Origin of the sequence: Massilia sp. IC2-476 (genome assembly GCF_020707295.1) — a bacterium.
Classification (GTDB): domain Bacteria; phylum Pseudomonadota; class Gammaproteobacteria; order Burkholderiales; family Burkholderiaceae_D; genus Telluria.
The window spans coordinates 309,067-331,438 of record NZ_JAJFER010000001.1; the positions used below are offsets into that span (position 1 = coordinate 309,067).

At 66.1% G+C, this 22,372-nt stretch carries 19 protein-coding genes; 3 read left to right on the plus strand and 16 right to left on the minus strand.

The annotated features are described in order from the left end of the window. Positions 1-68 precede the first annotated feature (68 nt). The 13 genes from LK539_RS01485 to LK539_RS01545 all read right to left on the minus strand — a co-directional run bounded on the left by LK539_RS01485 (position 69) and on the right by LK539_RS01545 (position 15,088). The gene (locus LK539_RS01485) at positions 69-344 is read right to left on the minus strand and encodes a hypothetical protein (RefSeq protein WP_227799133.1); all 276 of its coding nucleotides are present in this window, start codon (positions 342-344) and stop codon (positions 69-71) included. 172 nt (positions 345-516) lie between these two features. Further along, positions 517-1,314, minus strand: coding sequence for a tryptophan synthase subunit alpha (gene trpA / locus LK539_RS01490; protein ID WP_227799134.1), 798 nt, complete (start codon positions 1,312-1,314; stop codon positions 517-519). Between the two features lie 43 nt (positions 1,315-1,357). Then, positions 1,358-2,629: a tryptophan synthase subunit beta gene (gene trpB / locus LK539_RS01495; RefSeq protein ID WP_227799135.1), complete on the minus strand. Its 1,272-nt coding sequence runs from the start codon at positions 2,627-2,629 to the stop codon at positions 1,358-1,360. Then, on the minus strand, positions 2,601-3,305 hold the full coding sequence (locus LK539_RS01500) for a phosphoribosylanthranilate isomerase (protein WP_227799136.1): 705 nt from the start codon (positions 3,303-3,305) through the stop codon (positions 2,601-2,603). The genes trpB and LK539_RS01500 overlap by 29 nt, the downstream gene beginning before the upstream one ends. Before the next feature lie 18 nt (positions 3,306-3,323). After that, complete coding sequence (gene truA, locus LK539_RS01505) at positions 3,324-4,124, minus strand: tRNA pseudouridine(38-40) synthase TruA (protein WP_227799137.1); 801 nt, start codon at positions 4,122-4,124, stop codon at positions 3,324-3,326. Then, on the minus strand, positions 4,121-7,273 hold the full coding sequence (locus LK539_RS01510; RefSeq protein ID WP_227799138.1) for a FimV/HubP family polar landmark protein: 3,153 nt from the start codon (positions 7,271-7,273) through the stop codon (positions 4,121-4,123). The genes truA and LK539_RS01510 overlap by 4 nt, the downstream gene beginning before the upstream one ends. A gap of 276 nt (positions 7,274-7,549) precedes the next feature. Then, positions 7,550-8,680, minus strand: coding sequence for an aspartate-semialdehyde dehydrogenase (gene asd / locus LK539_RS01515; protein WP_227799139.1), 1,131 nt, complete (start codon positions 8,678-8,680; stop codon positions 7,550-7,552). A 45-nt stretch (positions 8,681-8,725) separates the two neighbouring features. Then, positions 8,726-9,796, minus strand: a complete 1,071-nt coding sequence (leuB, locus tag LK539_RS01520; RefSeq protein WP_227799140.1) for a 3-isopropylmalate dehydrogenase — start codon at positions 9,794-9,796, stop codon at positions 8,726-8,728. A gap of 10 nt (positions 9,797-9,806) precedes the next feature. Beyond that, a complete protein-coding gene (gene leuD, locus LK539_RS01525) occupies positions 9,807-10,454 on the minus strand; it encodes a 3-isopropylmalate dehydratase small subunit (RefSeq protein ID WP_227799141.1) in 648 nt (215 codons plus the stop codon). A gap of 20 nt (positions 10,455-10,474) precedes the next feature. After that, complete coding sequence (locus tag LK539_RS01530; protein ID WP_227799142.1) at positions 10,475-10,597, minus strand: entericidin A/B family lipoprotein; 123 nt, start codon at positions 10,595-10,597, stop codon at positions 10,475-10,477. A 42-nt stretch (positions 10,598-10,639) separates the two neighbouring features. Further along, positions 10,640-12,040: a 3-isopropylmalate dehydratase large subunit gene (gene leuC / locus LK539_RS01535; protein ID WP_227799143.1), complete on the minus strand. Its 1,401-nt coding sequence runs from the start codon at positions 12,038-12,040 to the stop codon at positions 10,640-10,642. Between the two features lie 310 nt (positions 12,041-12,350). After that, entirely contained in the window at positions 12,351-14,240 is a 1,890-nt protein-coding gene (locus LK539_RS01540; RefSeq protein WP_227799144.1) for a chemotaxis protein CheA, read from the minus strand. Then, entirely contained in the window at positions 14,240-15,088 is an 849-nt protein-coding gene (locus tag LK539_RS01545) for a protein phosphatase CheZ (protein ID WP_227799145.1), read from the minus strand. Before LK539_RS01545 ends, LK539_RS01540 begins: the two co-directional genes overlap by 1 nt. 390 nt (positions 15,089-15,478) lie before the next feature. Between LK539_RS01545 and LK539_RS01550 the strand changes: the two genes are divergently transcribed. From LK539_RS01550 to LK539_RS01560, 3 genes are all read left to right on the plus strand, one after another. After that, on the plus strand, positions 15,479-15,946 hold the full coding sequence (locus tag LK539_RS01550) for a universal stress protein (protein ID WP_227799146.1): 468 nt from the start codon (positions 15,479-15,481) through the stop codon (positions 15,944-15,946). Between the two features lie 91 nt (positions 15,947-16,037). Then, a complete protein-coding gene (locus tag LK539_RS01555; RefSeq protein ID WP_227799147.1) occupies positions 16,038-16,682 on the plus strand; it encodes a response regulator transcription factor in 645 nt (214 codons plus the stop codon). Positions 16,683-17,110: 428 nt separating this feature from the next. After that, positions 17,111-17,905 (plus strand): Crp/Fnr family transcriptional regulator, encoded by a 795-nt coding sequence (locus LK539_RS01560; RefSeq protein ID WP_027866725.1) that lies wholly within the window; start codon positions 17,111-17,113, stop codon positions 17,903-17,905. A 182-nt stretch (positions 17,906-18,087) separates the two neighbouring features. Here the strand turns inward: LK539_RS01560 and LK539_RS01565 are convergent, their stop codons facing one another. From LK539_RS01565 to LK539_RS01575, 3 genes are all read right to left on the minus strand, one after another. Continuing rightward, the gene (locus tag LK539_RS01565; protein WP_227799148.1) at positions 18,088-19,170 is read right to left on the minus strand and encodes a glycine zipper 2TM domain-containing protein; all 1,083 of its coding nucleotides are present in this window, start codon (positions 19,168-19,170) and stop codon (positions 18,088-18,090) included. Positions 19,171-19,245: 75 nt separating this feature from the next. Next, complete coding sequence (gene pdeM / locus LK539_RS01570) at positions 19,246-19,908, minus strand: ligase-associated DNA damage response endonuclease PdeM (RefSeq protein WP_227799149.1); 663 nt, start codon at positions 19,906-19,908, stop codon at positions 19,246-19,248. Next, complete coding sequence (locus LK539_RS01575; protein WP_227799150.1) at positions 19,905-22,367, minus strand: ligase-associated DNA damage response DEXH box helicase; 2,463 nt, start codon at positions 22,365-22,367, stop codon at positions 19,905-19,907. The genes pdeM and LK539_RS01575 overlap by 4 nt, the downstream gene beginning before the upstream one ends. Positions 22,368-22,372 lie beyond the last annotated feature (5 nt).

Here is a 22,372-nt window from a genome sequence, read left to right on the forward strand (position 1 = left end):
ACCGCGTATTGCGCAAAGGCAATCTTTATCGGGGCATGCGGTCCGCCCGCATTATTCGGCGATCCGGCTCATCCGTGGTCGGCAACTTCGGCAGTCGTGAATTCGAAACCACCCATGCGTGCCGCCACCAAGTTGTAAATCCAGGCGCCGAGCAGCGTGAAGACAAAACCAATCGCCGTGTACATCACCGGCATGACAATCAGCATCCAGAACGGAAAGGCCTGGCCGGCAATCATGGCGGGAATCGACATCAAGACCACCATCGGCAGCGAGATAACGAGGTACAGCACCGCCATGACCTTGGCTGACTGGAGAACGGAAACATGCGTGATCTGCTTTTTCATCGGTGATCCTGTTGAGTGACGTATGAGAATACCCAATGTAACTCAACAATTAACACAAAGGAATATGCATTGCACAGGCTATTCAGCATGCTTAAACGCCGGGTTTGCCAGGTCAGCGTCGAATGACCGGAACGTCGAACGTATTCCGGTCATTCAAGCCTGAGCCCCTAGTTCAGGCGTCGAGGGCGGTGCGGATGCCGGAGGTGAAACTGCGGACGGCGTCGACCGCCTTGTCTTTCGGCACCGATTCCAGCTCCTGGATGATGCGGCTGCCGATGACCACGGCGTCCGCCACTTCCGCCACCGCCCGGGCAGTAGCGCCGTCGCGGATGCCGAAGCCGACGCCGATCGGCAGTTTCACGTGCTCGCGGATGGCGGCTACGCGGCGCGCCACGTCGGCCGTGTCGATGCTGCCGGCGCCGGTGACGCCCTTGAGCGAGACGTAGTAGCTGAAGCCGCTGCCGTACTGGGCCACCTGCTGGACGCGCTTCGTGGTCGAGGTCGGGGCCAGCAGGAAGATCAGGTCGAGGTCGGCCGCGCGCATGGCTTCGGCAAAGGCGGCGCATTCTTCCGGCGGGTAGTCGACCACGATCGCGCCGTCAGCGCCGGCTTCTTTCGCGCAGCGGATGAAGTTGTCGGGGCCGATGCGTTCGATCGGGTTGGCGTAGCCCATCAGGACCACCGGGGTGGTGGCGTCCGTCTTGCGGAACTCGCGCACGAAGTTGAAGACGTCGGGCAGGCCAATGTTGAACTTGAGCGCGCGTTCGCAGGCGCGCTGGATCACCGGCCCCTCGGCCATCGGATCGGAAAACGGAACGCCCAGCTCCAGGACGTCGGCGCCGCCCTCCACCAGGGCGTGCATCAGGGGCACCGTCAGTTCGGGGCCGGGGTCACCGGCAGTGATGAAGGTGACGAGGCCGGTCTTGTTCTGCGCCTTGAGGGCGGCAAAGGTCGATTCGATACGGGACATGCTGTTCTTTCTTTTAAAGGTTCACGAATGGTCGAGCGGAGGGTCAGCTGAAATCCAGCCCCATCTTCTCTGCCACCGTGTGCATGTCCTTGTCGCCGCGGCCCGACAGGTTGACCAGGATGAGCTGGTCCTTGCCGAGGGTCGGCACCAGCTTTACCGCGTAGGCGATCGCGTGCGAAGACTCGAGCGCCGGGATGATCCCTTCGATGCGGCAGCAGTCGTGGAAGGCGCTCAGCGCCTCCTCGTCCGTGATCGACACGTATTCCGCCCGCGCCGAATCCTTCAGCCATGCGTGCTCCGGACCCACGCCCGGATAATCCAGGCCGGCCGACACCGAGTGGGTCTCGATGATCTGCCCGTTCGCATCCTGCAGCAGGTAGGTGCGGTTGCCGTGCAACACACCTGGGTAGCCGGCCGTCAGCGACGCGGCGTGCTTGCCCGATCCCAGGCCCTCGCCCGCCGCTTCGACGCCCACCAGCTTCACGCCCGGCTCGTCGATATACGGATAGAAGATGCCCATCGCGTTCGAGCCGCCGCCGATGCAGGCGACCACGTAGTCCGGCTGGCGCCCGGTCATGGCCGGCATCTGGACCCGGCACTCCTCGCCGATCACCGACTGGAAGTCGCGCACCATCATCGGGTACGGGTGTGGGCCGGCCACGGTGCCGATGATGTAGAAGGTGTTTTCGATGTTGGTGACCCAGTCGCGCATCGCTTCGTTGAGCGCGTCCTTCAGGGTCCTGGAGCCCGATTCCACCGGCACCACCGTCGCGCCCAGGAGCTTCATGCGGTAGACGTTCTGGGCCTGGCGCTTGACGTCCTCGCTGCCCATGTAGACCACGCACTCCAGGCCGAAGCGGGCGCAGATGGTGGCAGTGGCCACACCGTGCTGGCCGGCGCCGGTTTCGGCGATGATGCGCTTCTTGCCCATGCGGCGCGCCAGCAGGGCCTGGCCGATCACGTTGTTGATCTTGTGGGCGCCGGTGTGGTTCAGGTCTTCGCGCTTGAAGAAGATCTGGGCGCCACCTTGTTGCTCGGACCAGCGCTTGGCATGGTAGACAGGCGACGGGCGGCCGACGAAGTGGGCCAGCTCGTAGCGGAACTCTTCGAGGAAGGCGGGATCGTGCGAGAAGCGCGCGTAGGCCTCGTTCAGCTCGGCCAGCGCGTGCGACAGGGTCTCGGCGACAAAGCTGCCGCCATAGGCGCCGAAGTGCCCGGTATGGTCGGGCAGCTGGTATTCGGTAGTCTTGTACAGCGGGGTTTGGAAGGATGCGGGTTTGCCGCGTTCAGGCAGGTCCTTGGGAAATTCGTTCATGATCGTACTCACTCGAGATGATGGCGTCGGCGGCCCGCACGGCCTTGATGAAGTCATCAATCCTGCGGGCATCCTTGATGCCCTTCTGCGCTTCGACGCCACTGCTGACGTCGACCGCGAAGGGACGAACACGTACGGTCGCGTCAGTCGCGTTTTGTACGTTCAAGCCACCACTCAAAACGACCCGAGGCGCGAGCTCTTTTGGGACAAGAGACCAATCGAATACCTTTCCTGCGCCGCCGTAGGCGTCCACCCAGGTGTCGAGCAGGAGGCTCGAGAACCATGGACTGGCGGCGCGGTAACCAGCTTCATATTCTAGCAGCTCGTTCGGGCTCGTGTCCGGCCTGACGCGGAAAGCGCGCACAAAAGGACGCTGCACGGCCGCGGCCAGCGCGGCGCACTCCTCCGGCGTTTCGTCGCCATGGAACTGGATCAGCGACAGCGGCGCCTGCGCCGCGACCGCCCGCACCTCGTCCACCGTCGCGTTGACGAACAGCGCCACCGCGGAAACAAAGGGCGGCAGCGCCTTGCACAGCTCAGCCGCCTGCTCCGGGGTGATGTAGCGTGGACTCTTCGGGTAGAACACGAAACCCAGCGCGTCGGCGCCGGCATGGACGGCCGCGCGCAGGTCTTCCTCGCGCGTGATGCCGCAGATTTTGATACGGGTGCGTTGCATGTGAAATCCCAAGGTGGCTCAGAGCCAGGGCAAGGGATGCGCAGGCTCCTGGGGCAATCCCCACTTGGGATCGTAATCGATTTTGGCCAGGTACAGGCCGTCCGGCATGAACGTGGGCGCGGCCACGTCGCGCGAGCGGCTCTCCAGCACTTCCTTCATCCAGGCCGGCTCATTGCGGCCGGTGCCCACATAGATGAGCGAACCGACGATGTTGCGCACCATATGGTGGAGGAAGGCGCTGGCGCGCACCGTGAACACGATCACGTCGCCGTAGCGCGCGATGCTCACCTCGTGCATCTGCTTGACCGGGGAATTGGCCTGGCAGCCCGAGGCCCGGAAGGCCGAAAAGTCATGCTCGCCGATCAGGTACTGCCCCGCTTCGACCATGCGATCGACGTCGAGCGGACGGAACACCCAGCCCGCGCGGCCAGTCAGCAGCGCCGACGGATTCGGGTGGTTGTAGAGCACGTAGTGATAGGTGCGCGAGCGCGCCGAGAAGCGCGCATGGAACTCGTTGCCGTCCAGGTCGGGCGCGACCTCGTGCGCCCAGCGCACCACGATCGAGTCGGGCAGGAAGGCGTTCACGCCGCGCACCCAGCTCTGCATGGCGCGGTCGAGCTCCGTGTCGAAGTGGACGACCTGCTCGATGCCGTGCACGCCGGCGTCCGTCCGGCCGGCGCAAGTGGTGGCTAGGTGCGTGCAGGCGAACTTCTCGAGAGCGATCTCGAGCCGGTCCTGGACGGTGTTGCGATCCGGCTGCTTCTGGTAGCCGTTCCAGGCGGTGCCTACGTACTGGACACCAAGTGCAATGCGCCTCACGCCAGCAGGGAGCGCATGGCGCTGGCCTTGCTCACCTGTTCGTTGCTGCCACCTTTGATGACTTCATCGAGCAGCTCGCGCGCACCTTCCTTGTCGCCGATTTCCTGGTAGGCGATCGCGAGATCGAGCTTGGTTTCCATTTCCATGTGCTCTGGCGACATCGCGGCCGGCTCCAGCGCCTGCTCTGGCGACTGCGCCGGGAACGGCAGCACATTGTCGGCCGCGGCCGGCTGCTCGATCGACGGCAGGTCGAGGTCGATGTCGGCCAGGTCGAACGAAGGCTCGACCGGCACGCCCGGCATCGGGGCGGTTTCCCCGGCCGCGGCGATCGCCGGCACTTCCGGCAGCGCGAACGGGTCGTCGCCGCCGGCCTGCCTCATGTCGAAGTCGAACGGTTCGGCGCCCGGGGCCGCAGCGGCGGCCGGCGGGGCATCGAACTCGAAAGGCTCGACCGCCGGCTGGCTCAGGGCCGGGGCCGGCTCGGCCGGGCTGCCGAAGTCCATGGTGTCGAGGTCGAACAGCGGATCGTCCGCGCCCTGGGCGGCGCCGCCGCTTGGTGCGCCGAGGATGGCCGGCACTTCTTCGTGGAACGGGGTCGCCTCGGCCACGGCGGCAGGCGCCGGGGCGGTGGCCGGCAGGCCGAAGTCCATCGTGTCGAGGTCGAACAGCGGGTCCTTCCCGGCCGCCGCCGCGCTCACGGCCGGCACTTCTTCTTCCACCGCCGGCGGCGGCAGGTCGAATTCGGCGGCCAGGCTGGCCATGTCGGCCTCGTGGTCGACCGGTGCGGCCGCGCGTGCCTCGGGCTGCGGTTCGCCGAAGCTCATGTCGAAGGCCAGGTCGAAGGCTTCTTCGCTGGCTGGCGCCGGCGCCGCGGTTACATCAGCTGGTGGCGAGGTGATGGAATCACCGAGCGGGTCGAGGGCGAAGTCGAGATCCGGCACGGCGGTCTCGTCCTGGGCCGCGTCCGGGCCGCTCATCGCGATCGGTTCGTGGTCGGTGACCGGCTCGAAGCTCAGGCCGCCGAGGTCGAAGTCGAGCGAGTTGTCGTCGGTACGCTGCTCGGCCACGGTATCGAGCGGCTCTGCCGGGACGGCGGTCGCTTCCTGCTCCGCGTCGTGGTCCATTGCGGCGTAGGCAGCGCCGGCTGCGACACCCGCACCCAGGGCCGCCACGGGTGCGCCGGTAGGCGAACCCGAGCGGAAGGCATCTTCGAGCTGCTGCGACAGCAGCGACTGCTGGTCGCGCTCCTGCGCGCTCGGGCTGGCCGCGACGGGGGCGGCGCCATTCGCGCTGGCGTACAGCGGATTGGTCGGGTCGATGCTCAGGCCCAGGGCCGCAGCCTGCGCCCATTCTTCGCCGTGGCCGCGGGTCAGTCCGTGCAGCTCGGTGGCCTGGGCTTCGAAGGCGCGCAGGTCCTTGCGCGCCGCGTAGATCTCGAGCAGCTTCAGGCGCACCGGATGGCGTTCCGGATGGGTGCGCAGCGCTTCCTTCAGGATCTCTTCAGCCTGGGCGTCGCGGCCGTAGGCGATGTAGACGTCGGCTTCCGCCACCGGGTCGACTTCATTGGTGTCGAGCTGCGAGGCCGAGGGGGCGAAGCTGGAATTGAACACGCTATTGCTGGTGTCGACGCTCTGGCCGCCCGCTTCCGCGAACAGCGAGTGCGCGGCCGTCGACGGCACGCCCAGCACCGACGGCTCGGCGACGACGGTCCTGTCGCCGTCCTTCTTCTTCCTGCGGCGCTGCGAGACGCCCAGTGCGGCCAGCAGCAGGATGGCGACGCCGCCGGCGACGTAGTTGATGTTGTCCATCACGGTGTCGGCGAAGCTCTTCTCTTGCGGCTTGGCCTTCTTGGGCGGCTTGGCCTTCTTCTCGGCCGGCTTGGCCGGCGCGGCGGCAGCTTCGGCAGGCTTGTCCGCGGCCGCTTCCGTTGCCTTGTTGGCGGCAACCCCGGCGGCGGCGCCGGCGGCTGCACCGGCCGCGGCGCTCTGCACGTCGGTGCCGGCGCGGTTCTTCACCGTCATCAGCTGCTCGAGTTCGTTGACGTTGCGCTCGAGTTCCTTGACGCGTTCCTGGGCCTGGTTCAGTTCGCGTTCGCGCGCGATGGTCTCTTCGGCGCTGGCGGTGCTGCCCTGGGCGCCGGTGCTGGCCTGGGTGGCTTTCGACAGGCGCAGCTGGTCCTGCGATTCCTTGGCCGCGGTCGGGCGTTCCTCGACCTTGGCGGTGATCTTGCCGGCCGCGCTCTGGCCGGCCTGCGGCGTGCGCTGCGGGGCGGCGTTGGCCACCTGCCCTGCCAGCTTGTTGCGGTAGGCGTTGAAGTCGGCCGCGTGCGCGACCACGACCCCGCGCGCCTCGGCCTCGCCGGTCCCGCGCAGGCCGTCCGAATCCGGCACCGACAGGATCTGGCCCGACTTCAGGCGGTTCATGTTATTGCCGATAAAGGCGTCCGGATTGGCGCGGTACAGCGCCACCAGCATCATGTCGAGCGAGATGTCGGCCGGCTTGAGCTTGGCCGCGATTTTGCCCAGGGTGTCGCCCTGGCGGACGCGGTAGCGCGACGGCGTCTCGTTTGCTGCGGCTGCCGCAGCCGGCGCAGGAGCGGGAGCCGGCGCGGCGGCGCGCGGCGCCGGGGCCGGCGCGGCCGGCTGGACCGGCTGGGCCAGCGGCGCGCTCGGCGCCGGCACGGCCGGACGCTGGGCCTGCTGGGCGGCCGCACGCGGCTCGCCGGCTACCTGGGCCGGCTGGGTCGTGCGCAGTTCGGCCGGGTCGAGCAGGAAGGTGTACTCGCGGACCAGGCGGCCGTTGTTCCACGACAGCTCGATCAGCATGTCGACGAAAGGCTCGTTCAGCGGCTGGGTCGAGCTCAGGCGGATGAACTGGCGGCCCGCGCGCTGCTCGACATTGAAGCGCAGCGACAGCAGGGCCGGGTTGAATTCGATATTGGCCGCACGGAAAGCTTCCGGCGAGGCCAGTTTGACGGCCAGGCTGGATGCGTCTTCGCCGGCGGTCGTCGTCAGTTCGATCTCGGCCCGCAGCGGCTGGCCGAGTGCCGACAGCACCGTCAGTTTCCCAAGGCCGGCAGCGGAGGCGGCGGACGACAGGAGCACGGCGCTGGCGACGGCCGCGGTGACTGTTTTCAGCGCAAATGCCATGAGCGGAGGACGGTGTTGAAAATGCATAGTTCGGTTAACCGGAAAGTTGGCCAGAGGAAAGACGATTTCCTGGGAGTCTCAACATATCATCATGCTCTAGAGCATGCAAGCCTCCTGCGCACATGGAAGGCGCGGCAGCGAACGATGTGTGGCCAGAATGACCGATACGAGGGGAATTTGATAGCGTTTGATTACAAGCGCTTAGCAATATGGCAGGGGTCGTGGCAAGGCTGCCAACAGGGGTGGTCCGGACAGCGGACCGGACCACCCGGGTGCTTACTTGTCCAGCACGATGCGCAGCATGCGGCGCAGCGGCTCGGCAGCGCCCCACAGCAGCTGGTCGCCGACGGTGAAGGCCGACAGGTAGTCTTCGCCCATCGACATCTTGCGCAGGCGGCCGACCGGGATGGTCAGGCTGCCGGTCACCGCAGCCGGCGACAGGTCGCGCATCGAGGCTTCGCGGGTGTTCGGCACCACCTTCACCCACTGGTTGTGCGAGGCGATGATGTCGGTGATCTCGTCCAGCGGCACATCCTTGGTGAGCTTGATGGTCAGCGCCTGCGAATGGCAGCGCATCGCGCCGATGCGCACGCACAGGCCATCGACCGGGATGGCTTTGGTACCTGCAAAACCTTCGCCACGGCCGAGGATCTTGTTGGTCTCGGCGCCGGCCTTCCACTCTTCCTTCGACTGGCCGTTGCCCAGGTCCTTGTCGATCCACGGAATCAGGTTGCCGGCCAGCGGCACGCCGAACTGCTTCGTTTCGTCCGCCGACAGGCCGTGCTGGGTCGCCAGCACGGTGCGGTCGATCTCGAGGATGGCCGAGGCCGGGTCGTCCAGCAGCGGCTTGACGGCGCCGTTGATGGTGCCGAACTGGGTCAGCAGTTCGCGCATGTGCTGGGCGCCGCCGCCCGAAGCCGCCTGGTAGGTCATCGAGGTCATCCACTCGACCAGGCCCTGCTCGAACAGGCCGCCCAGGCCCATCAGCATGCACGACACGGTGCAGTTACCGCCGATGTAGTTCTTCACGCCGCGCGACATGGCGTTCTTGATCACGTCCTTGTTGACGGGATCGAGCACGATGACGGCGTCGTCCTTCATGCGCAGGGTCGAGGCGGCGTCGATCCAGTAGCCGTTCCAGCCGGCTGCGCGCAGCTGTGGGTACACCTCGGTCGTGTAGTCGCCGCCCTGGCACGAGATGATGATCTCGCATTTCGACAGTTCGGCGATGTCGCTGGCGCTTTTCAGCGTGGTTTCGTTCTTCGCCATTTTCGGTGCGGCGCCGCCCGGATTCGAGGTGGTAAAGAACACCGGCTCGATATGGTCGAAATCGCCCTCTTCCTGCATGCGCTGCATCAGGACCGAGCCCACCATGCCGCGCCAGCCAACCAGGCCTACTAATTTCATTGTCTTCCCTCAGGTATAAAAATGATTATGAAATCCATTAACGCATCAGGCCAGCGCCGCGACGACAGCGTCGCCCATTTCTTTCGTGCCGACCCTGGTCGTGCCCGGCTCATGGATATCCGGGGTGCGCAGGCCCTGGGCCAGCACGCGCTTGACCGCGTTCTCGATCCGGTCGGCCGCGTCCATGCGGCCGAAGCTGAAGCGCAGCATCATCGCGGCGGACAGGATGGTCGCCAGCGGATTGGCCACGCCCTTGCCGGCGATGTCGGGCGCCGAGCCGTGCGAGGGCTCGTACAGACCCTTGTTGTTCGCGTCGAGCGAGGCGGACGGCAGCATGCCGATCGAGCCCGTCAGCATCGCCGCGGCATCCGACAGGATGTCGCCGAACATATTACCAGTGACGATGACATCGAACTTCTTGGGGGCCCGCACCAGCTGCATGGCCGCGTTATCGACGTACATGTGCTCGAGCTCGACGTCGGCGTACTCGCGGTGCACCTCGGTGACGATGTCGCGCCAGAACTGGAAGGTTTCCAGCACGTTGGCCTTGTCGACGCTGGTCACGCGTCGGTCGCGCTTGCGGGCGGCCTGGAAGGCTACGTGGGCGATGCGGCGGATCTCGCCTTCGGCGTAGCGCATGGTGTCGAAACCTTCGCGCTGGCCGGCGAAGGGTCCGTCCGGGCATTCGCGCACGCCACGCGGCTTGCCGAAATAGATGTCGCCGGTGAGTTCGCGGATGATCAGGATATCCAGGCCGGAAACCACTTCCGGCTTGAGCGTGGACGCGCCCGCCAGTTCCGGATACAGGATCGCGGGACGCAGGTTGGCAAACAGGCCGAGCTCCTTGCGCAGGCCGAGGATGGCCTGCTCGGGACGCAGGGCGCGCTCGAGCTTGTCGTACTGGTAGTCGCCGACCGCGCCGAACAGCACGGCGTCCGCTTCCTTCGCCAGCTTCAGGGTGCCTTCGGGCAGCGGATGGCCGTGGGCCGCATAGCCGGCGCCGCCAACCTGGGCGATCTCCATCTCGAAGGATTCGCCGAGCGCGCTCAGGACCTTGATCGCTTCGTGGATGATTTCCGGACCGATGCCGTCACCCGGCAGGACTGCGATTTTCATGAGCTCTCTTTCAGATCGAGTTGGCGAGCCAGGGCTGGGCGGCCAGGTGGCGTTGTTCGAAGGCGCGGATCTCGTCGGCGTGGCGCAGGGTCAGGCCGATGTCGTCCAGGCCGTTGAGCAGGCAGTACTTGCGGAACTCGTCGATGGCGAAGCCGTACGACACCGAACCGTCGGCGGCGCCGATGCGCTGCTGTTCCAGGTCGACCACCAGCCTGAAGCCCGGCTGGTTTTCCACCGCCTTGAACAGGCCATCGACCTCTTCCTCGCTCAGCACGATCGGCAGCAGGCCGCTCTTGTAGCAGTTGTTGAAGAAGATGTCGGCGAAGCTCGGCGCCACGATGGCGCGAAAACCGTACTGCTGCAGGGCCCAGGGCGCGTGCTCGCGCGAGGAGCCGCAGCCGAAGTTCTTGCGCGCCAGCAGGATCGAGGCGCCGGCATAGCGCGGCTGGTTGAGCACGAAGTCCGGGTTCAGCGGACGGGTGCTGCAGTCCTGGCCCGGCTCGCCGTGGTCCAGGTAGCGCCACTCGTCGAATAGATTGGGGCCGAAGCCGGTGCGGCGGATCGATTTCAGGAACTGCTTCGGGATGATGGCATCGGTGTCGACATTGGCGCGGTCGAGCGGCGCCACCAGGCCTGCGTGTACGGTGAATTTGTCCATGATCGTTCCGCCTTTGCCGATTACCTGCCGCCGGCGCCGGTGATGACCTGGCCGGCCTTCTGCACGTCGCGGCCGACGCCGGAGATGGTGTTGCATCCGGCGAGGACGATGGCGACGAGGGCGAGTGCGATTGCTTTCTTCATGATGTTCCTTCGGTATTCCTGGTTAAAAGCCTTATTAACGTTTCAAAGTGCGCGGACGTCGACAAAGTGGCCGGCAATCCCGGCAGCCGCCGCCATCGCGGGCGAGACCAGGTGGGTGCGGCCGCCCTGCCCCTGGCGTCCCTCGAAGTTGCGGTTCGAGGTCGAGGCGCAGCGCTCGCCCGGCTCCAGGCGGTCGGCGTTCATGGCCAGGCACATCGAGCAGCCCGGCTCGCGCCATTCGAAGCCGGCCTCCCTGAAGATGCGGTCGAGGCCCTCGCGCTCGGCCTGTTCCTTGACCAGGCCCGAACCCGGCACCACCATCGCCAGCTTGACGCTGTCGGCGCGGCGGCGGCCGCGCACCACCTCGGCGGCGGCGCGCAGGTCTTCGATGCGCGAATTGGTGCAGGAGCCGATGAAGACCTTGTCGATCCGGATCTGTTCAATCGGGGTGTTGGGCTGCAGGTCCATGTAGGCCAGTGCCTTCTCAAACGCGCTGCGACGCACGGCGTCGCTCTCCTGCTGCGGATCCGGTACGCGGCCGTCGACCGAGGTCACCATCTCGGGCGAGGTGCCCCAGGTGACCTGCGGGCGGATCTGCGCAGCGTCGAGCCTGACGACCGTGTCGAAGGCAGCGCCCTCGTCCGAGTGCAGGGTGCGCCAGTAAGCCACGGCCTGCTCCCACTGCTCGCCCTTGGGCGAGAACGGGCGGCCCTTGACGTAGTCGATGGTGGTGTCGTCCACCGCGACCATGCCGGCGCGCGCGCCCGCTTCGATCGCCATGTTACAGACCGTCATGCGGCCTTCCATCGACAGCGCGCGGATGGTCGAGCCGCCGAATTCGATGGCGTAGCCGGTGCCGCCGGCGGTGCCGATCTCGCCGATCACGGCCAGCACGATGTCCTTGGCGGTCACGCCCGGCGGCAGTTCGCCGTCGACCTGCACCAGCATCGATTTCGACTTCTTGGCCAGCAGGGTCTGGGTGGCCAGCACGTGTTCGACTTCCGAGGTGCCGATGCCGTGCGCCAGGCAGCCGAAGGCGCCGTGGGTGCTGGTGTGCGAGTCGCCGCAGACCACGGTCATGCCGGGCAGCGTGGCGCCCTGCTCCGGGCCGATCACGTGCACGATGCCCTGGCGCTTGTCGTTCATGTCGAAATAGGTAAGACCGAAGCTCTTCGCATTGCTGTCCAGGGTCTCGACCTGCAGGCGCGACGTGGGGTCGGCAATGCCGTGGGCGCGGTCGGTGGTCGGCACGTTGTGGTCGGCCACGGCCAGGTTCGCCTCGGTACGCCATAGCCCGCGCCCTGCCTCGCGCAGGCCCTCGAAGGCTTGCGGGCTGGTGACTTCGTGCACCAGGTGGCGGTCGATGTAGAGGACGGTGGTGCCATCGGCGTCGGCACGCACGACATGGGAATCCCAGAGTTTGTCGTAGAGCGTTTTTTGCATGGTCTATCCAGTGAACGCCTCCCCGCTTATGCAGGGACGGTTTTTGATTATGCCATAATTGTGCAGTGCCGCACCAAGCCAGGGCAACGCATTTTTCTGCCAACAACACCCTACTCATGCAAATAATATTTGCATAGACAACTTACCATGCAAATAAAAAAAGCCTGAGCTGGGTAGCTCAGGCTTTTGTCTGCGCTTTTGTCACAGAGTGAGGTAGCAGGTGTATTGCGCAGTGCATCGTAGGGTGGGCGGGTTTCCCGCCCACGCAGCTGTCCGCGTGGGCGGCGAAGCCGCCCACCCTACGCAGGCCTTATGCGGCGAGTCGCACGTTGCTGCGGCAGCCGTCCATCAGGAAGGACAGGCCGACCACCAGCACCAGTTCGCCCTCGGCCGAACGTGCGGTACCGGTGATGCCTTCGACGGACAGCGCCGTCATCGGCTTGATCACCAGGTCGGCCGTGCCGTCCACCGCTTCCACCGCCAGGATGTAAGGCTGCGGTGCGTTGATGACGATGCCGACGCGTTCGGAACAGGCTTCGTAGCCCAGCGCCAGGGCCAGCGAACGCACCGGCAGCGGGCGGCCCTGGTCTTTCAGCACCGGGGCGCCGCCCACGCACTGGAACTCTTCCGGCAGCTCGACCACGCGCTCGACGACGGCCATCGGCAGCGCCAGCGAAGCGCTGGAGGTCGACACCAGCATGGTCGGCACGATCGACAGTTCGATCGGCAGGCGGATCGCGAAGCGGGTGCCCGCGCCCAGCTGCGATTCGATGCGGATCGCGCCGCGGTTCTTCTCCACCGCCGTCTTGACCACGTCCATGCCGACGCCGCGGCCCGACACCGAGGAAGCGACTTCCTTGGTCGAGAAGCCCGGCAGGAACACCAGCTGGTAGGCGTCGTCGTCGTTCGGGGCGCCGTTCTCGCCGATCAGGCCCTTGTCGATCGCCTTCTTGCGCAGCTTGACCGGGTCCATGCCCTTGCCGTCGTCCTGCAGCACGATCATGACGCTGTTGGCTTCCTGCCAGGCTTTCAGCAGGATGAAGGCCTTGGCCGGCTTGCCGTTGGCGACGCGCTCTTCCGGCGACTCGACACCGTGGTCGAGCGCGTTGCGCAGCATGTGCACCAGCGGATCGTACAGGCTGTCCACCACCACGCGGTCGACTTCGGTCTCGGCGCCTTCGATGGTCAGCTCGACGTCCTTGCCCAGGTCCTTGGCCAGCTCGCGCACCAGGCGCGGGAACTTCTGGAACAGGCGGCCGACCGGCTGCATGCGGGTCGCCAGCGTGGCGCGCTGCAGTTCGGCCGAGTAGCGCGAGGCGCGCTCCAGGGTCTCGGTCAGCGTCGCCATCAGGGCGGCGGCCGGACCTTCGAACTTGAACTGCTGCAGGCGCTCGAGCAGCACGGCAGCCTGGTTGGCGGCCTGCACCGATTCGCCGGCCACTTCCAGCAGCGCGTCCAGCTTGACCGCATCGATACGGATGCTTTCGTCCTTGGCCGGCGCGGCGGCGGCGCGCGCATCGGCCACCTTGTCGTTCTGGCGGCGGTCGACACCGTCCCAGCCACCCTGCTTGGCGGCAGGCGCGGCTTCAACGGGCGCCGCTGCTGCGGCGGCTGCAGCGGCAACCGGCGCCGGCGCTGCGGGCACGGCGGCGAGCGCGGAGCCGGCGGGCACCACGGCGTTGTACATGCCGACCCAGTCGAGGCCATCCTCGCCCGCGGCCGGGACAGCCACGGCTTCGGCGGCAGCCGGTGCGGCAGCGGCCGGTGCGACGGCAGCCGGCGCGGGAGCGGCCGGCGCCGGGGCGCTCGGCGCGCCCTTGCCTTCGATCGCATCGGTCAGGATGCGCTCGAGCGCGGCCGGCATTTGCGCCAGGCCTTCCGGCGGGGTGCCGTTGTTCAGGTCATTCAGCTGGTCGGCCACGAAGCCCGACGCTTCCAGCGCGGCTTCGATCGCCAGCGGCGTCACCGGAGCCTGTCCCGTACGCAGGGCGTCGAACAGGTTCTCGGTCAGGTGGCAGGCCGCGACCAGCGCGGGCAGGCCCATGAAGCCGGCTCCGCCCTTGATGGTGTGGAAGGAGCGGAACACCGCATTGAGCGTTTCCTTGTTGTCCGGATCGCGTTCGAGGCGCAGCAAATGTTCTTCAACATTCACCGCAAGGTCCATCGCCTCCACGACGAAGTCCTTGAGCATATCGTCCATTAGAATCCCAGATCGGCAAGAAGGTCGTCAACGTTGTCCTGGTTCAGCGCCGTATCCGGCACCGAGGGGCCCGACATCAGCGGCGCGGGCGCGGGCGGCGCTTCTTTCTTGGCCAGCTTTTCCTTCAGGTCGGCCGGAGCGTGATCGCGCAGCAGCTGTGCCAGCTCGGATTCGACCGTCTGGGTGATCTTCACCACTTTCTTGATCAGCTGGCCGGTGATGTCCTGGAAGTCCTGCGCCATCATGATCTCGAGCAGGCGTGCCTTCTCGGCTTCGGTCGCTTCGTTGACGCTGGCGGCGAACTGGCGCGAATCGCCGGCCAGGGCCTTGAATTCGTCCAGGCTCAGCTTGCCCGAGAACAGGTCGGCCCAGCGGTTTTCCATGTCCTTGGCCTGCTTCGACAGCAGGTCCTGGGCCGGCATGCCGTCGTCCAGGGTGTTCAGCACCTTGTTGGCGGCCTGCTCGGTCAGCGTGGCGACGTATTCCAGGCGGTCCTGGGCGTCGACGATGGCCGACGAGGCTTCGGTCAGTGCCTTGTCGTAGCCCAGCTCACGCAGGGAGTCGTGCAACAGACGCACGATGCCACCGAGGCGTTCGAACATGCCCGGCTCGCCTTCAGTGGCGGCAGCGCCCGCGGCCGGAGCGGCGGCGGCCAATGCCGGCGCGGCAGCGACCGCAACGGCAGGTGCGCTCGAGGCCGACACCTGGTCGAACAGGGACTCGAGGTCGTCCTCGGCTGCGGCCGGGGCCGCCTCGGGCGCCGGCGCCGGGGCGTCAGCGGGAGCGCTGGCGCGCTGCGCCGCCACTTCCTCGAATAATGCGTCGAAATCGTCAGCGGCGTCGGTCATAATCCCTGCTTCTCCATGGTGTATAAGTTCGCAATGTACTCTGCGTCAGTGTAGGTAAGTAATGCAACCACCCGGCCGCGCGGCGGCCTGCAGGATGGTCCAAGTCTGCATGGAAGTGTAGCAGTGTGGTTGCCGTAGGTAAATCTCAGAGACAGAGACGCAACAAAATGGACAGCGAAACTTAATTCCGCGACAATTAAAACGTCTGGTTCCTGAATGTTTACACAAGTGAGGTGTTGTTTTTCGTAACGTAGGGGTCTCAGTGCCCCTGTTGTTGATGCACAGAAATAACGGTCTGACGTTTGATCGAGCTCAACAGTTTGCGTTCTTGCAAGCACTGCCACGCCGCGGACACCGCAGAATGGCGTGGCCATTGGAGGAGACATCACCATGTACCGCAAAATCCTGATCACCACCGACGGCTCGGCCGTGTCGCAGCATACGGCCTGCGCCGGCGTCAAATTCGCGCAACAGATGGGCGCCCAAGTGCTGGCCCTGTTCGTCGCGCCGGAATACCAGTATCCGGTGTACGTGGAAATCATTCCGCCCTCCTACCCCAGCGAAGAGGAATATATCGCGCAAATGCGCCGCATGGGCGAGGAATACATGGGGAAAATCATGCGCTCCTGCGCCGGCGCCGGCCTGCAGCATGCCTGCATGACCGCCTTTTCCGACACCGCGGCCCTGAAGATCGTCGATGTCGCCGAGCAAGAAGGCTGCGACCTGATCTTCATGGGCTCGCACGGCCGCAGCGGCTGGGGCCAGCTGCTGCTGGGGAGCGTGACCAACAAGGTGCTGTCGCACACGACCAAGCCGGTGCTGGTGCACCGCCTGATCAGCGAACCGGCGCCTGCCTGAACAAAGCTGTAACGAAAGGAAGACAGATTCAGCCCCGGCCCTGTGCTAGCCTGCATCGGCCGCTGTCGCTTTCACCGGAAAGGATGGTCCTATGATTCGCATCGTAATTGCCGACGACCACACGATCATGCGCGAAGGCCTCAAGCGCATCCTCGACGGTGCGCCGGATATCGAGATCGCCGGTGAAGCGACCAACGGCTTCGAAGTGCTGACCCAGGTGCGCCAGGGCGGCTTCGACCTGCTGCTGCTCGACCTGTCGATGCCGGGCCGCAGCGGGGTCGACCTGATCCGCCAGGTGCGCAGCGAAGCGCCCAAGCTGGCGATCCTGATCCTCACCATGCACGAAGAAGAGCAATACGCGGTGCGCGCCATCCGCGCCGGCGCCCAGGGCTACCTGACCAAGGAAAGCGCCGGCACCCAGCTGGTGGGCGCGATCCGCAAGGTGGCCTCGGGACGCCCCTATATCAGTACCGAAGTGGCCGAGCAGCTAGCGCTGAACATCATGGCGCCCAATGAGCAACTGCTTCACAAGCAATTGTCGGATCGCGAGTTTGAGGTATTTTCGCTACTCGTCAGTGGAAAATCGATCACCGAGATCGCAAATGGCCTGCACCTGTCGGTCAAGACAGTCAGCACCCACAAGACCCGGATCATGCAGAAAATGGGCATGACCTCCTTGTCCGAAATGGTCCAGTACGCGGTGGCGCACCGCCTGCTGTCCCCGATGAAAGCGTAGGACAAAGACCACTTAGACAGGCCGGCGCCGGTTTTGTGCCGGCGTCACTCTTCCCCCGGCAGCCCTGCCTGCTACCCGGCGCTCCCTCTGGCGCCGCCCCTGCTGGACTCTCCCTCTGGGGCTGAAATCTTCCGTCGGAATATTCCTACAAGCCGATGAACCGTCCTACCTACATATTCAGCAGTCGCTGATATCCGTGCCGGACTCGTGTTGGCATACTGAATTCAGCGTTTCGACTTGCTTGCGATCCAAGTCCCAGCGTGAGCCAGCCTGCAGCGGGGTTCGCCGCCGCAGCCCGCGAAGGCTAAAAACGAGCTCCGCTCTGTGGTCGCCGCCTGAAACCCTGAGTCTTTCACCTGGAGATGAGCATGCAGTCCCAGCCAACGTCAGAACAACGCAACATCACTCAGCCGACCCTGCATACTCCCATGGAAGCCGGTCGCCAGCGCCAGGGTCGCCTCTGGTCCAACCTGAAGGAAGTCTGCGACCTGCTCCGCATCCCGGCCAGCGTGTCGGTGACCTCCGAAGAACTGCTGTTCCAGCATGTCCAGTTCAAGACCGGGCAACGCGTGCACACCATCGGCCAGGCTTTCGACACCCTCTATATCGTCAACTCCGGCTTCCTCAAGACCGTACTCATCGACGAGTTCGGCAACGAGCAGGTGCTGAGCTTCCCGATGAAGGGCGACATGCTGGGCGTGGACGGCATCCACACCCGCCACTACGCCTCGGAAGCGGTGGCCCTGTCCGACTGCGACCTGATCCTGCTGCCCTTCAAGAAGCTGACCGCCCTCGGCCGCGTCCACGCCGAACTCGAGAACATGATGTACGGCGTCATGAGCCGTGAGCTGGTGCGCGAGCAGACCATGATCGGCATGCTCGGCGCCCTCTCCGCCGAGGCGCGCGTGGCCAGGTTCCTGGTCTCGCTGGCCGACCGCTTCGCCGCCATGGGCTACTCCAGCAAGCTGTTCAACCTGCGCATGACCCGCCACGAGATCGGCAGCTACCTCGGCCTGACCCTGGAAACCGTCAGCCGCACCCTGTCGGCCTTCAACGAGATCGGCCTGATCACCGTCGACCAGCGCACCATCGGCATCAAGGACGCCGAAGCGCTCAAGACCCTGCGCCGCCTGCCGCCTTCGCGTTCGCGCACCAAGGGCGGGGCCAAGCAGAAGGCCGAGAGCGAACAGCCGGGTGACGATCAGGTGCTGGCTACCGCCTGAGGACGTACCTGAAAAACAACAAGGCCGGTTCCTTTGCGGGAACCGGCCTTTTCTATATGTAGGGTGGGCGGATTTCCGCCCACGCGGTCAGCGGAAATTAGCGCAGCCGCGACGAGTCAATTTCTTGCTATCACCGCGTGGGCGGGGAACCCGCCCACCCTACGGACAGAAGAACTCTGGCCTTACTGGTCGCGCGACAGCACGCCGTTGTTCACACGCACCCGGTCACCCTGGCGGAAGCCCGGATCGTTGTCGAACTGCAGCGTTTGGGTCGCACCGCTGTTGGAATAACGCACCACCACTTCATAGCGCTGCTCGCGGTTCATGTTGCGCTGGATGTTGCGGCCAGCCAGGCCGCCGGCCACCGCGCCGGCCACCGTCGCCGCGGTACGGCCGCTGCCGCTGCCGACCTGGCTGCCCAGCAGGCCGCCGACCACCGCGCCGCCGGCCGTACCCAGGTAGTTGCCATTTCCCGACACTTCAATCACGTTCACGGCTTCCACGGTCGCGCAATTGGTGCAGTACCGGGCCTGGCGCGGTTCGCTGACGCGTCCACCCGCCAGCAGCGGGCGGCCCAGCACCGAGGTGGTGTAGCGGCCATTGGCGCGGATGGTCGCGGTGACGCGGCTGTCCGGCGCGATGCGGTCGGAGTTGCGGATCGTATACACGGCGTCGTATTCACCCGGACGCACTTCCGGCAGGAAGAACACGCCGCGGGCGCCGGCCATCGCCACCTCGACCCGGCCGCCCGGGGTGCCGAACACGGTAAACCGCAGTTCGTTACCCGGGCTCAGGTCCGGGCTGCCCTGCACGTTGAAGCGTTCGATCGCCGGCGCCGCCGCCAGCTGGCCACGGCGCTGGGCGCGCGGGGCGTTGTCCTGCAACAGGGATTCACTCAGCAGGCTGGTCGCGACCTGGTTGCCCAGGCGCAGGTTGGCGCTGACGCCGCTTTCCGGGCGGATGCGGTCGTGGGTGCCGATGGTATAGGTACCGGTGTACTGGCCTGGCTCGACTTCGGTCAGGTTCAGGTTGCGCGTGGCGCCATCGATGCGCAGCGTCGCGACACCACCCGGGCTGCCGTACAGGTCGAAATGCAGTTCGACGCCCGGCGTCAGGCGGCGCACTTCCTCGACGTTGAATCCGTTGATGGCCGGCCCGTAGGCACGGTTGTTCTGGTAGGCCTGGGCGACGGCTGAGCCGGTGAGCACCGGGCCGAGCGTCACTACCGCAAGGAACGCGGCTTGCAGCAACTTACTGAAATACATGGCTTTTCCTCCCTGGTCGATGGCGTTGCAGGATCTAAGAGGAATGTACTCTCCAGCACGACAGGAATCGGTTCGCTATCGTACGCAGTGCACGGCCTCGCCCGAGGTGACCCAGATGCTGTCGCCCGCTTCCGGACGGATCGCGTGGCCGCCGGTGAAGGCGCCGAAGGATGGCAGGATCATGCGCTCGCGGCCCACCACGAAGCACGGCAGGCGCAGCGCGTCGAAGCGGGTGGCCAGCACATAGACGGGGTGGATGTGGCCGGCCAGCGCGTAGCCCTCGGTCGGAAGATCCGGGTGGTGGCAGAACGCGAAGGGGCCGAGCGTGTGCGGTTCGTCCACCAGGTCGATGCGCAGGCTTGCCGCCGGGTCGCCCGCGTGGCGGTCGTGATTGCCGCGCACCAGGGTCAGCTGCAGCTCGCTGCGGCGCTCGCGCCAGGCCAGCATCGCCAGCTGGGTGGCGCTGGCGTGGGCGGCGCGCGCATGCAGGAAGTCGCCGAGAAAGACGATGTGGCGCGCGCCGTGCGCATCGATCAGGGCGTCCAGGCCCAGCAGGTTCTCGGTGGTGGTCCCGCGCGGCACCGGCACGCCCAGGGCGCGGAAGGCGGCAGCCTTGCCGAAGTGGATATCGGCCACGATCAGCATCTTCTCGGCCGGCCAGTACAGGGCTTTCTCGGGCAGCAGCAGCACGGTCTCGCCGGCCACCCGCACCGCCGCCGCATCGGTTTGGACACTCATGCGGCGGCCGCCTTTTCCAGTTCGCGCACCATGCGCGCCACCCGGTCGGACAGCTTTTCGGTGCTGACCTTTTCGCGGAAGCGCTCGACCATCAGGGCGAAGCCGAAGGGCGTGGCGCGTTTGACTTCACGAAAGGCGACGCGCCGGCCGTGCAGCTCGACCAGAGTCTCGCGCAGGCGCGTGAGTTCCAGTTCCTGCTCCAGCACCTCGCGCTGGGCTTGCGTGAGCAGCAGGTTGCCGCTGTCGTGCTTGCGGAAGACTTCGAAGAACAGCGAAGACGAGGCCTGCAGCTGACGGTTCGATTTCGGCTGGCCCGGATAGCCCTGGAACACCAGGCCGGCGATCCGCGCCACTTCGCGGAAGCGCTGCTGCGACAGCTGGGTCGCGTTCAGGCTGCCCAGCACGTCTTCGAGCAGGCAGTCAGTCGTGAACAGATCGACCCCGGCGCCGGTCTGCGCATCGAACATGCTGGTCCAGTCGACCGGCTCCGGCGTCAGCAGCTCGAAGCCGTAGTCATTGACCGCGATCGAGAAGGTCGAGGGCTGCATGCGTCCGATGCGGTAGGCGAACAGGGAAGCCAGGCCCGTGTGCACCGAGCGTCCGGCAAACGCGAACACGAACAGGTGATAGCCTTCGCGGCTTTTCATGCTTTCGAGGACCAGGGTCTCGCTGGTGGGCAGCGCCGACCAGCGGCACTGGATCTCGATCAGCGGGCGGATCGCCTGCATCTCCGGGCTGTCGTAGATGCCTTGCGAGGCCAGGCGCAGCTCTTCCAGCGCCGCATGCGCCAGCTCCGAGGACATCGGCATCTTGGCGCCGCCCCAGCGCGCGATCGCGCCGCGGTTGCTGGTGGCGCGTTTAACAAAAGCCGTCATCTCGTGCACCCGCACGAATTCCAGGATGCGTCCGCCGAACAGGAAGTGGTCGCCCGGCTTCATGCGCGAGATGAAGGATTCCTCGACACTGCCAATTCTCCCGCCGCTCATGTACTTCACCGAGATGGTCGAGTCGGACACGATGGTGCCGATGCCCATGCGGTGGCGCCGGCCGATGGCCGTATCCGGCACGCGGTACACGCCCTCCTCGTCCGGCAGCACGCGGCGGTATTCCGGATAGGCCAGCAGGCTCTGGCCGCCGCGCGCGACGAAATCCAGCGCCCACTGCCATTCTTCTACATTCAGGTTGCGGTAGGACCAGGCGCGCTTGACCTCCTCGAACAGCTCCTCGGAGCGGAAGCCCCCGCCCAGCGCCACCGTGACCAGGTGCTGCACCAGCACGTCGAAGGGTTTGTTCGGCACGTAGCGGCCCTCGATGCGGCGCGCCGCCACCGCTTTCTTGGCGCCGGCCGCTTCCAGCAGTTCCAGGCTGTTGGTCGGCACCAGGGTCACGCGCGAGACCCGCCCCGGCGCGTGGCCGCTGCGCCCTGCACGCTGCAGCAGGCGCGCGATGCCCTTGGCGCTGCCGACCTGCAGCACGCGCTCGACCGGCAGGAAGTCCACGCCCAGGTCGAGGCTCGCGGTGCAGATCACCGCCTTCAGCTCGCCCTTCTTGAGGCCCATCTCGACCCACTCGCGCACCTCGCGGTCGAGCGAGCCGTGGTGCAGCGCGATCAGGCCGGCCCAGTCGGGCCGTTCATCGAGGATGTTCTGGTACCAGATCTCGGACTGGGCGCGGGTATTGGTGAACACCAGGGTGGCGTCGTAGTGCTCGATCTCGCGGATCACGGGGCCCAGCATCTGCAGGCCCATGTGGCCGCCCCAGGGGAAGCGCGCCACGTTCTCGGGGATCAGGCAGTCCACCTCGATTTTCTTGCGCAAGTCGCCTTCCACCAGCACACCCTCGTCGCCGCCCAGCAGCACCTGGCGCGCCAGGTCCAGGTTGCCCATGGTCGCCGATACGCCCCAGACCAGGAGTTCAGGGCGCCAGTGGCGCAGCCGGGCCAGCGCCAGCTGCACCTGCACGCCGCGCTTGCTGCCCATCAGTTCGTGCCACTCGTCGATGACGATCATGTCGAGGTGCTTGAATTGCTCGGATGCGGCAGCGTGGCTCAGCATCAGCGACAGGCTTTCGGGCGTGGTGACCAGCGCCGCCGGCATCTTGCGGCTCTGGCGTGCGCGTTCGGCGGAACCGGTGTCGCCGGTGCGGGCGCCGACTTCCCACTCGGGCAGCAGTTGGGCGCTCGACTCCTGCAGCGCACGCGTCGTGTCGGCCGCCAGCGCCCGCATCGGCGTGATCCACAGCACGCGCAGGCCGGAGCTGTGGCGGCCAGTCTTCAGGCCGGCGCGTTGCAGGGCTGCGAACCAGACCGCGAAGGTCTTGCCGGCGCCAGTGTTCGCGTGCAGCAGGCCGGACTGGCCCTTGAGGGCCGCCTTCCACACATTGCGCTGGAACGGAAACGCAGTCCAGCCCTTCGACGCCAGCCAGGCGTCGATACGTTCGGTGACGGCATTCTTGCTCATGCCTT

Bases quoted from the DNA above. Each gene is read 5' to 3' on its own strand.
- LK539_RS01485 (WP_227799133.1), bottom strand. From the start codon at position 344: ATGAAAAAGCAGATCACGCATGTTTCCGTTCTCCAGTCAGCCAAGGTC.
- trpA (WP_227799134.1), bottom strand. From the start codon at position 1,314: ATGTCCCGTATCGAATCGACCTTTGCCGCCCTCAAGGCGCAGAACAAG.
- trpB (WP_227799135.1), bottom strand. From the start codon at position 2,629: ATGAACGAATTTCCCAAGGACCTGCCTGAACGCGGCAAACCCGCATCC.
- LK539_RS01500 (WP_227799136.1), bottom strand. From the start codon at position 3,305: ATGCAACGCACCCGTATCAAAATCTGCGGCATCACGCGCGAGGAAGAC.
- LK539_RS01510 (WP_227799138.1), bottom strand. From the start codon at position 7,273: ATGGCATTTGCGCTGAAAACAGTCACCGCGGCCGTCGCCAGCGCCGTG.
- asd (WP_227799139.1), bottom strand. From the start codon at position 8,680: ATGAAATTAGTAGGCCTGGTTGGCTGGCGCGGCATGGTGGGCTCGGTC.
- leuB (WP_227799140.1), bottom strand. From the start codon at position 9,796: ATGAAAATCGCAGTCCTGCCGGGTGACGGCATCGGTCCGGAAATCATC.
- leuD (WP_227799141.1), bottom strand. From the start codon at position 10,454: ATGGACAAATTCACCGTACACGCAGGCCTGGTGGCGCCGCTCGACCGC.
- LK539_RS01530 (WP_227799142.1), bottom strand. From the start codon at position 10,597: ATGAAGAAAGCAATCGCACTCGCCCTCGTCGCCATCGTCCTCGCCGGA.
- leuC (WP_227799143.1), bottom strand. From the start codon at position 12,040: ATGCAAAAAACGCTCTACGACAAACTCTGGGATTCCCATGTCGTGCGT.
- LK539_RS01540 (WP_227799144.1), bottom strand. From the start codon at position 14,240: ATGGACGATATGCTCAAGGACTTCGTCGTGGAGGCGATGGACCTTGCG.
- LK539_RS01545 (WP_227799145.1), bottom strand. From the start codon at position 15,088: ATGACCGACGCCGCTGACGATTTCGACGCATTATTCGAGGAAGTGGCG.
- LK539_RS01550 (WP_227799146.1), top strand. From the start codon at position 15,479: ATGTACCGCAAAATCCTGATCACCACCGACGGCTCGGCCGTGTCGCAG.
- LK539_RS01555 (WP_227799147.1), top strand. From the start codon at position 16,038: ATGATTCGCATCGTAATTGCCGACGACCACACGATCATGCGCGAAGGC.
- LK539_RS01560 (WP_027866725.1), top strand. From the start codon at position 17,111: ATGGAAGCCGGTCGCCAGCGCCAGGGTCGCCTCTGGTCCAACCTGAAG.
- LK539_RS01565 (WP_227799148.1), bottom strand. From the start codon at position 19,170: ATGTATTTCAGTAAGTTGCTGCAAGCCGCGTTCCTTGCGGTAGTGACG.
- pdeM (WP_227799149.1), bottom strand. From the start codon at position 19,908: ATGAGTGTCCAAACCGATGCGGCGGCGGTGCGGGTGGCCGGCGAGACC.
- LK539_RS01575 (WP_227799150.1), bottom strand. From the start codon at position 22,367: ATGAGCAAGAATGCCGTCACCGAACGTATCGACGCCTGGCTGGCGTCG.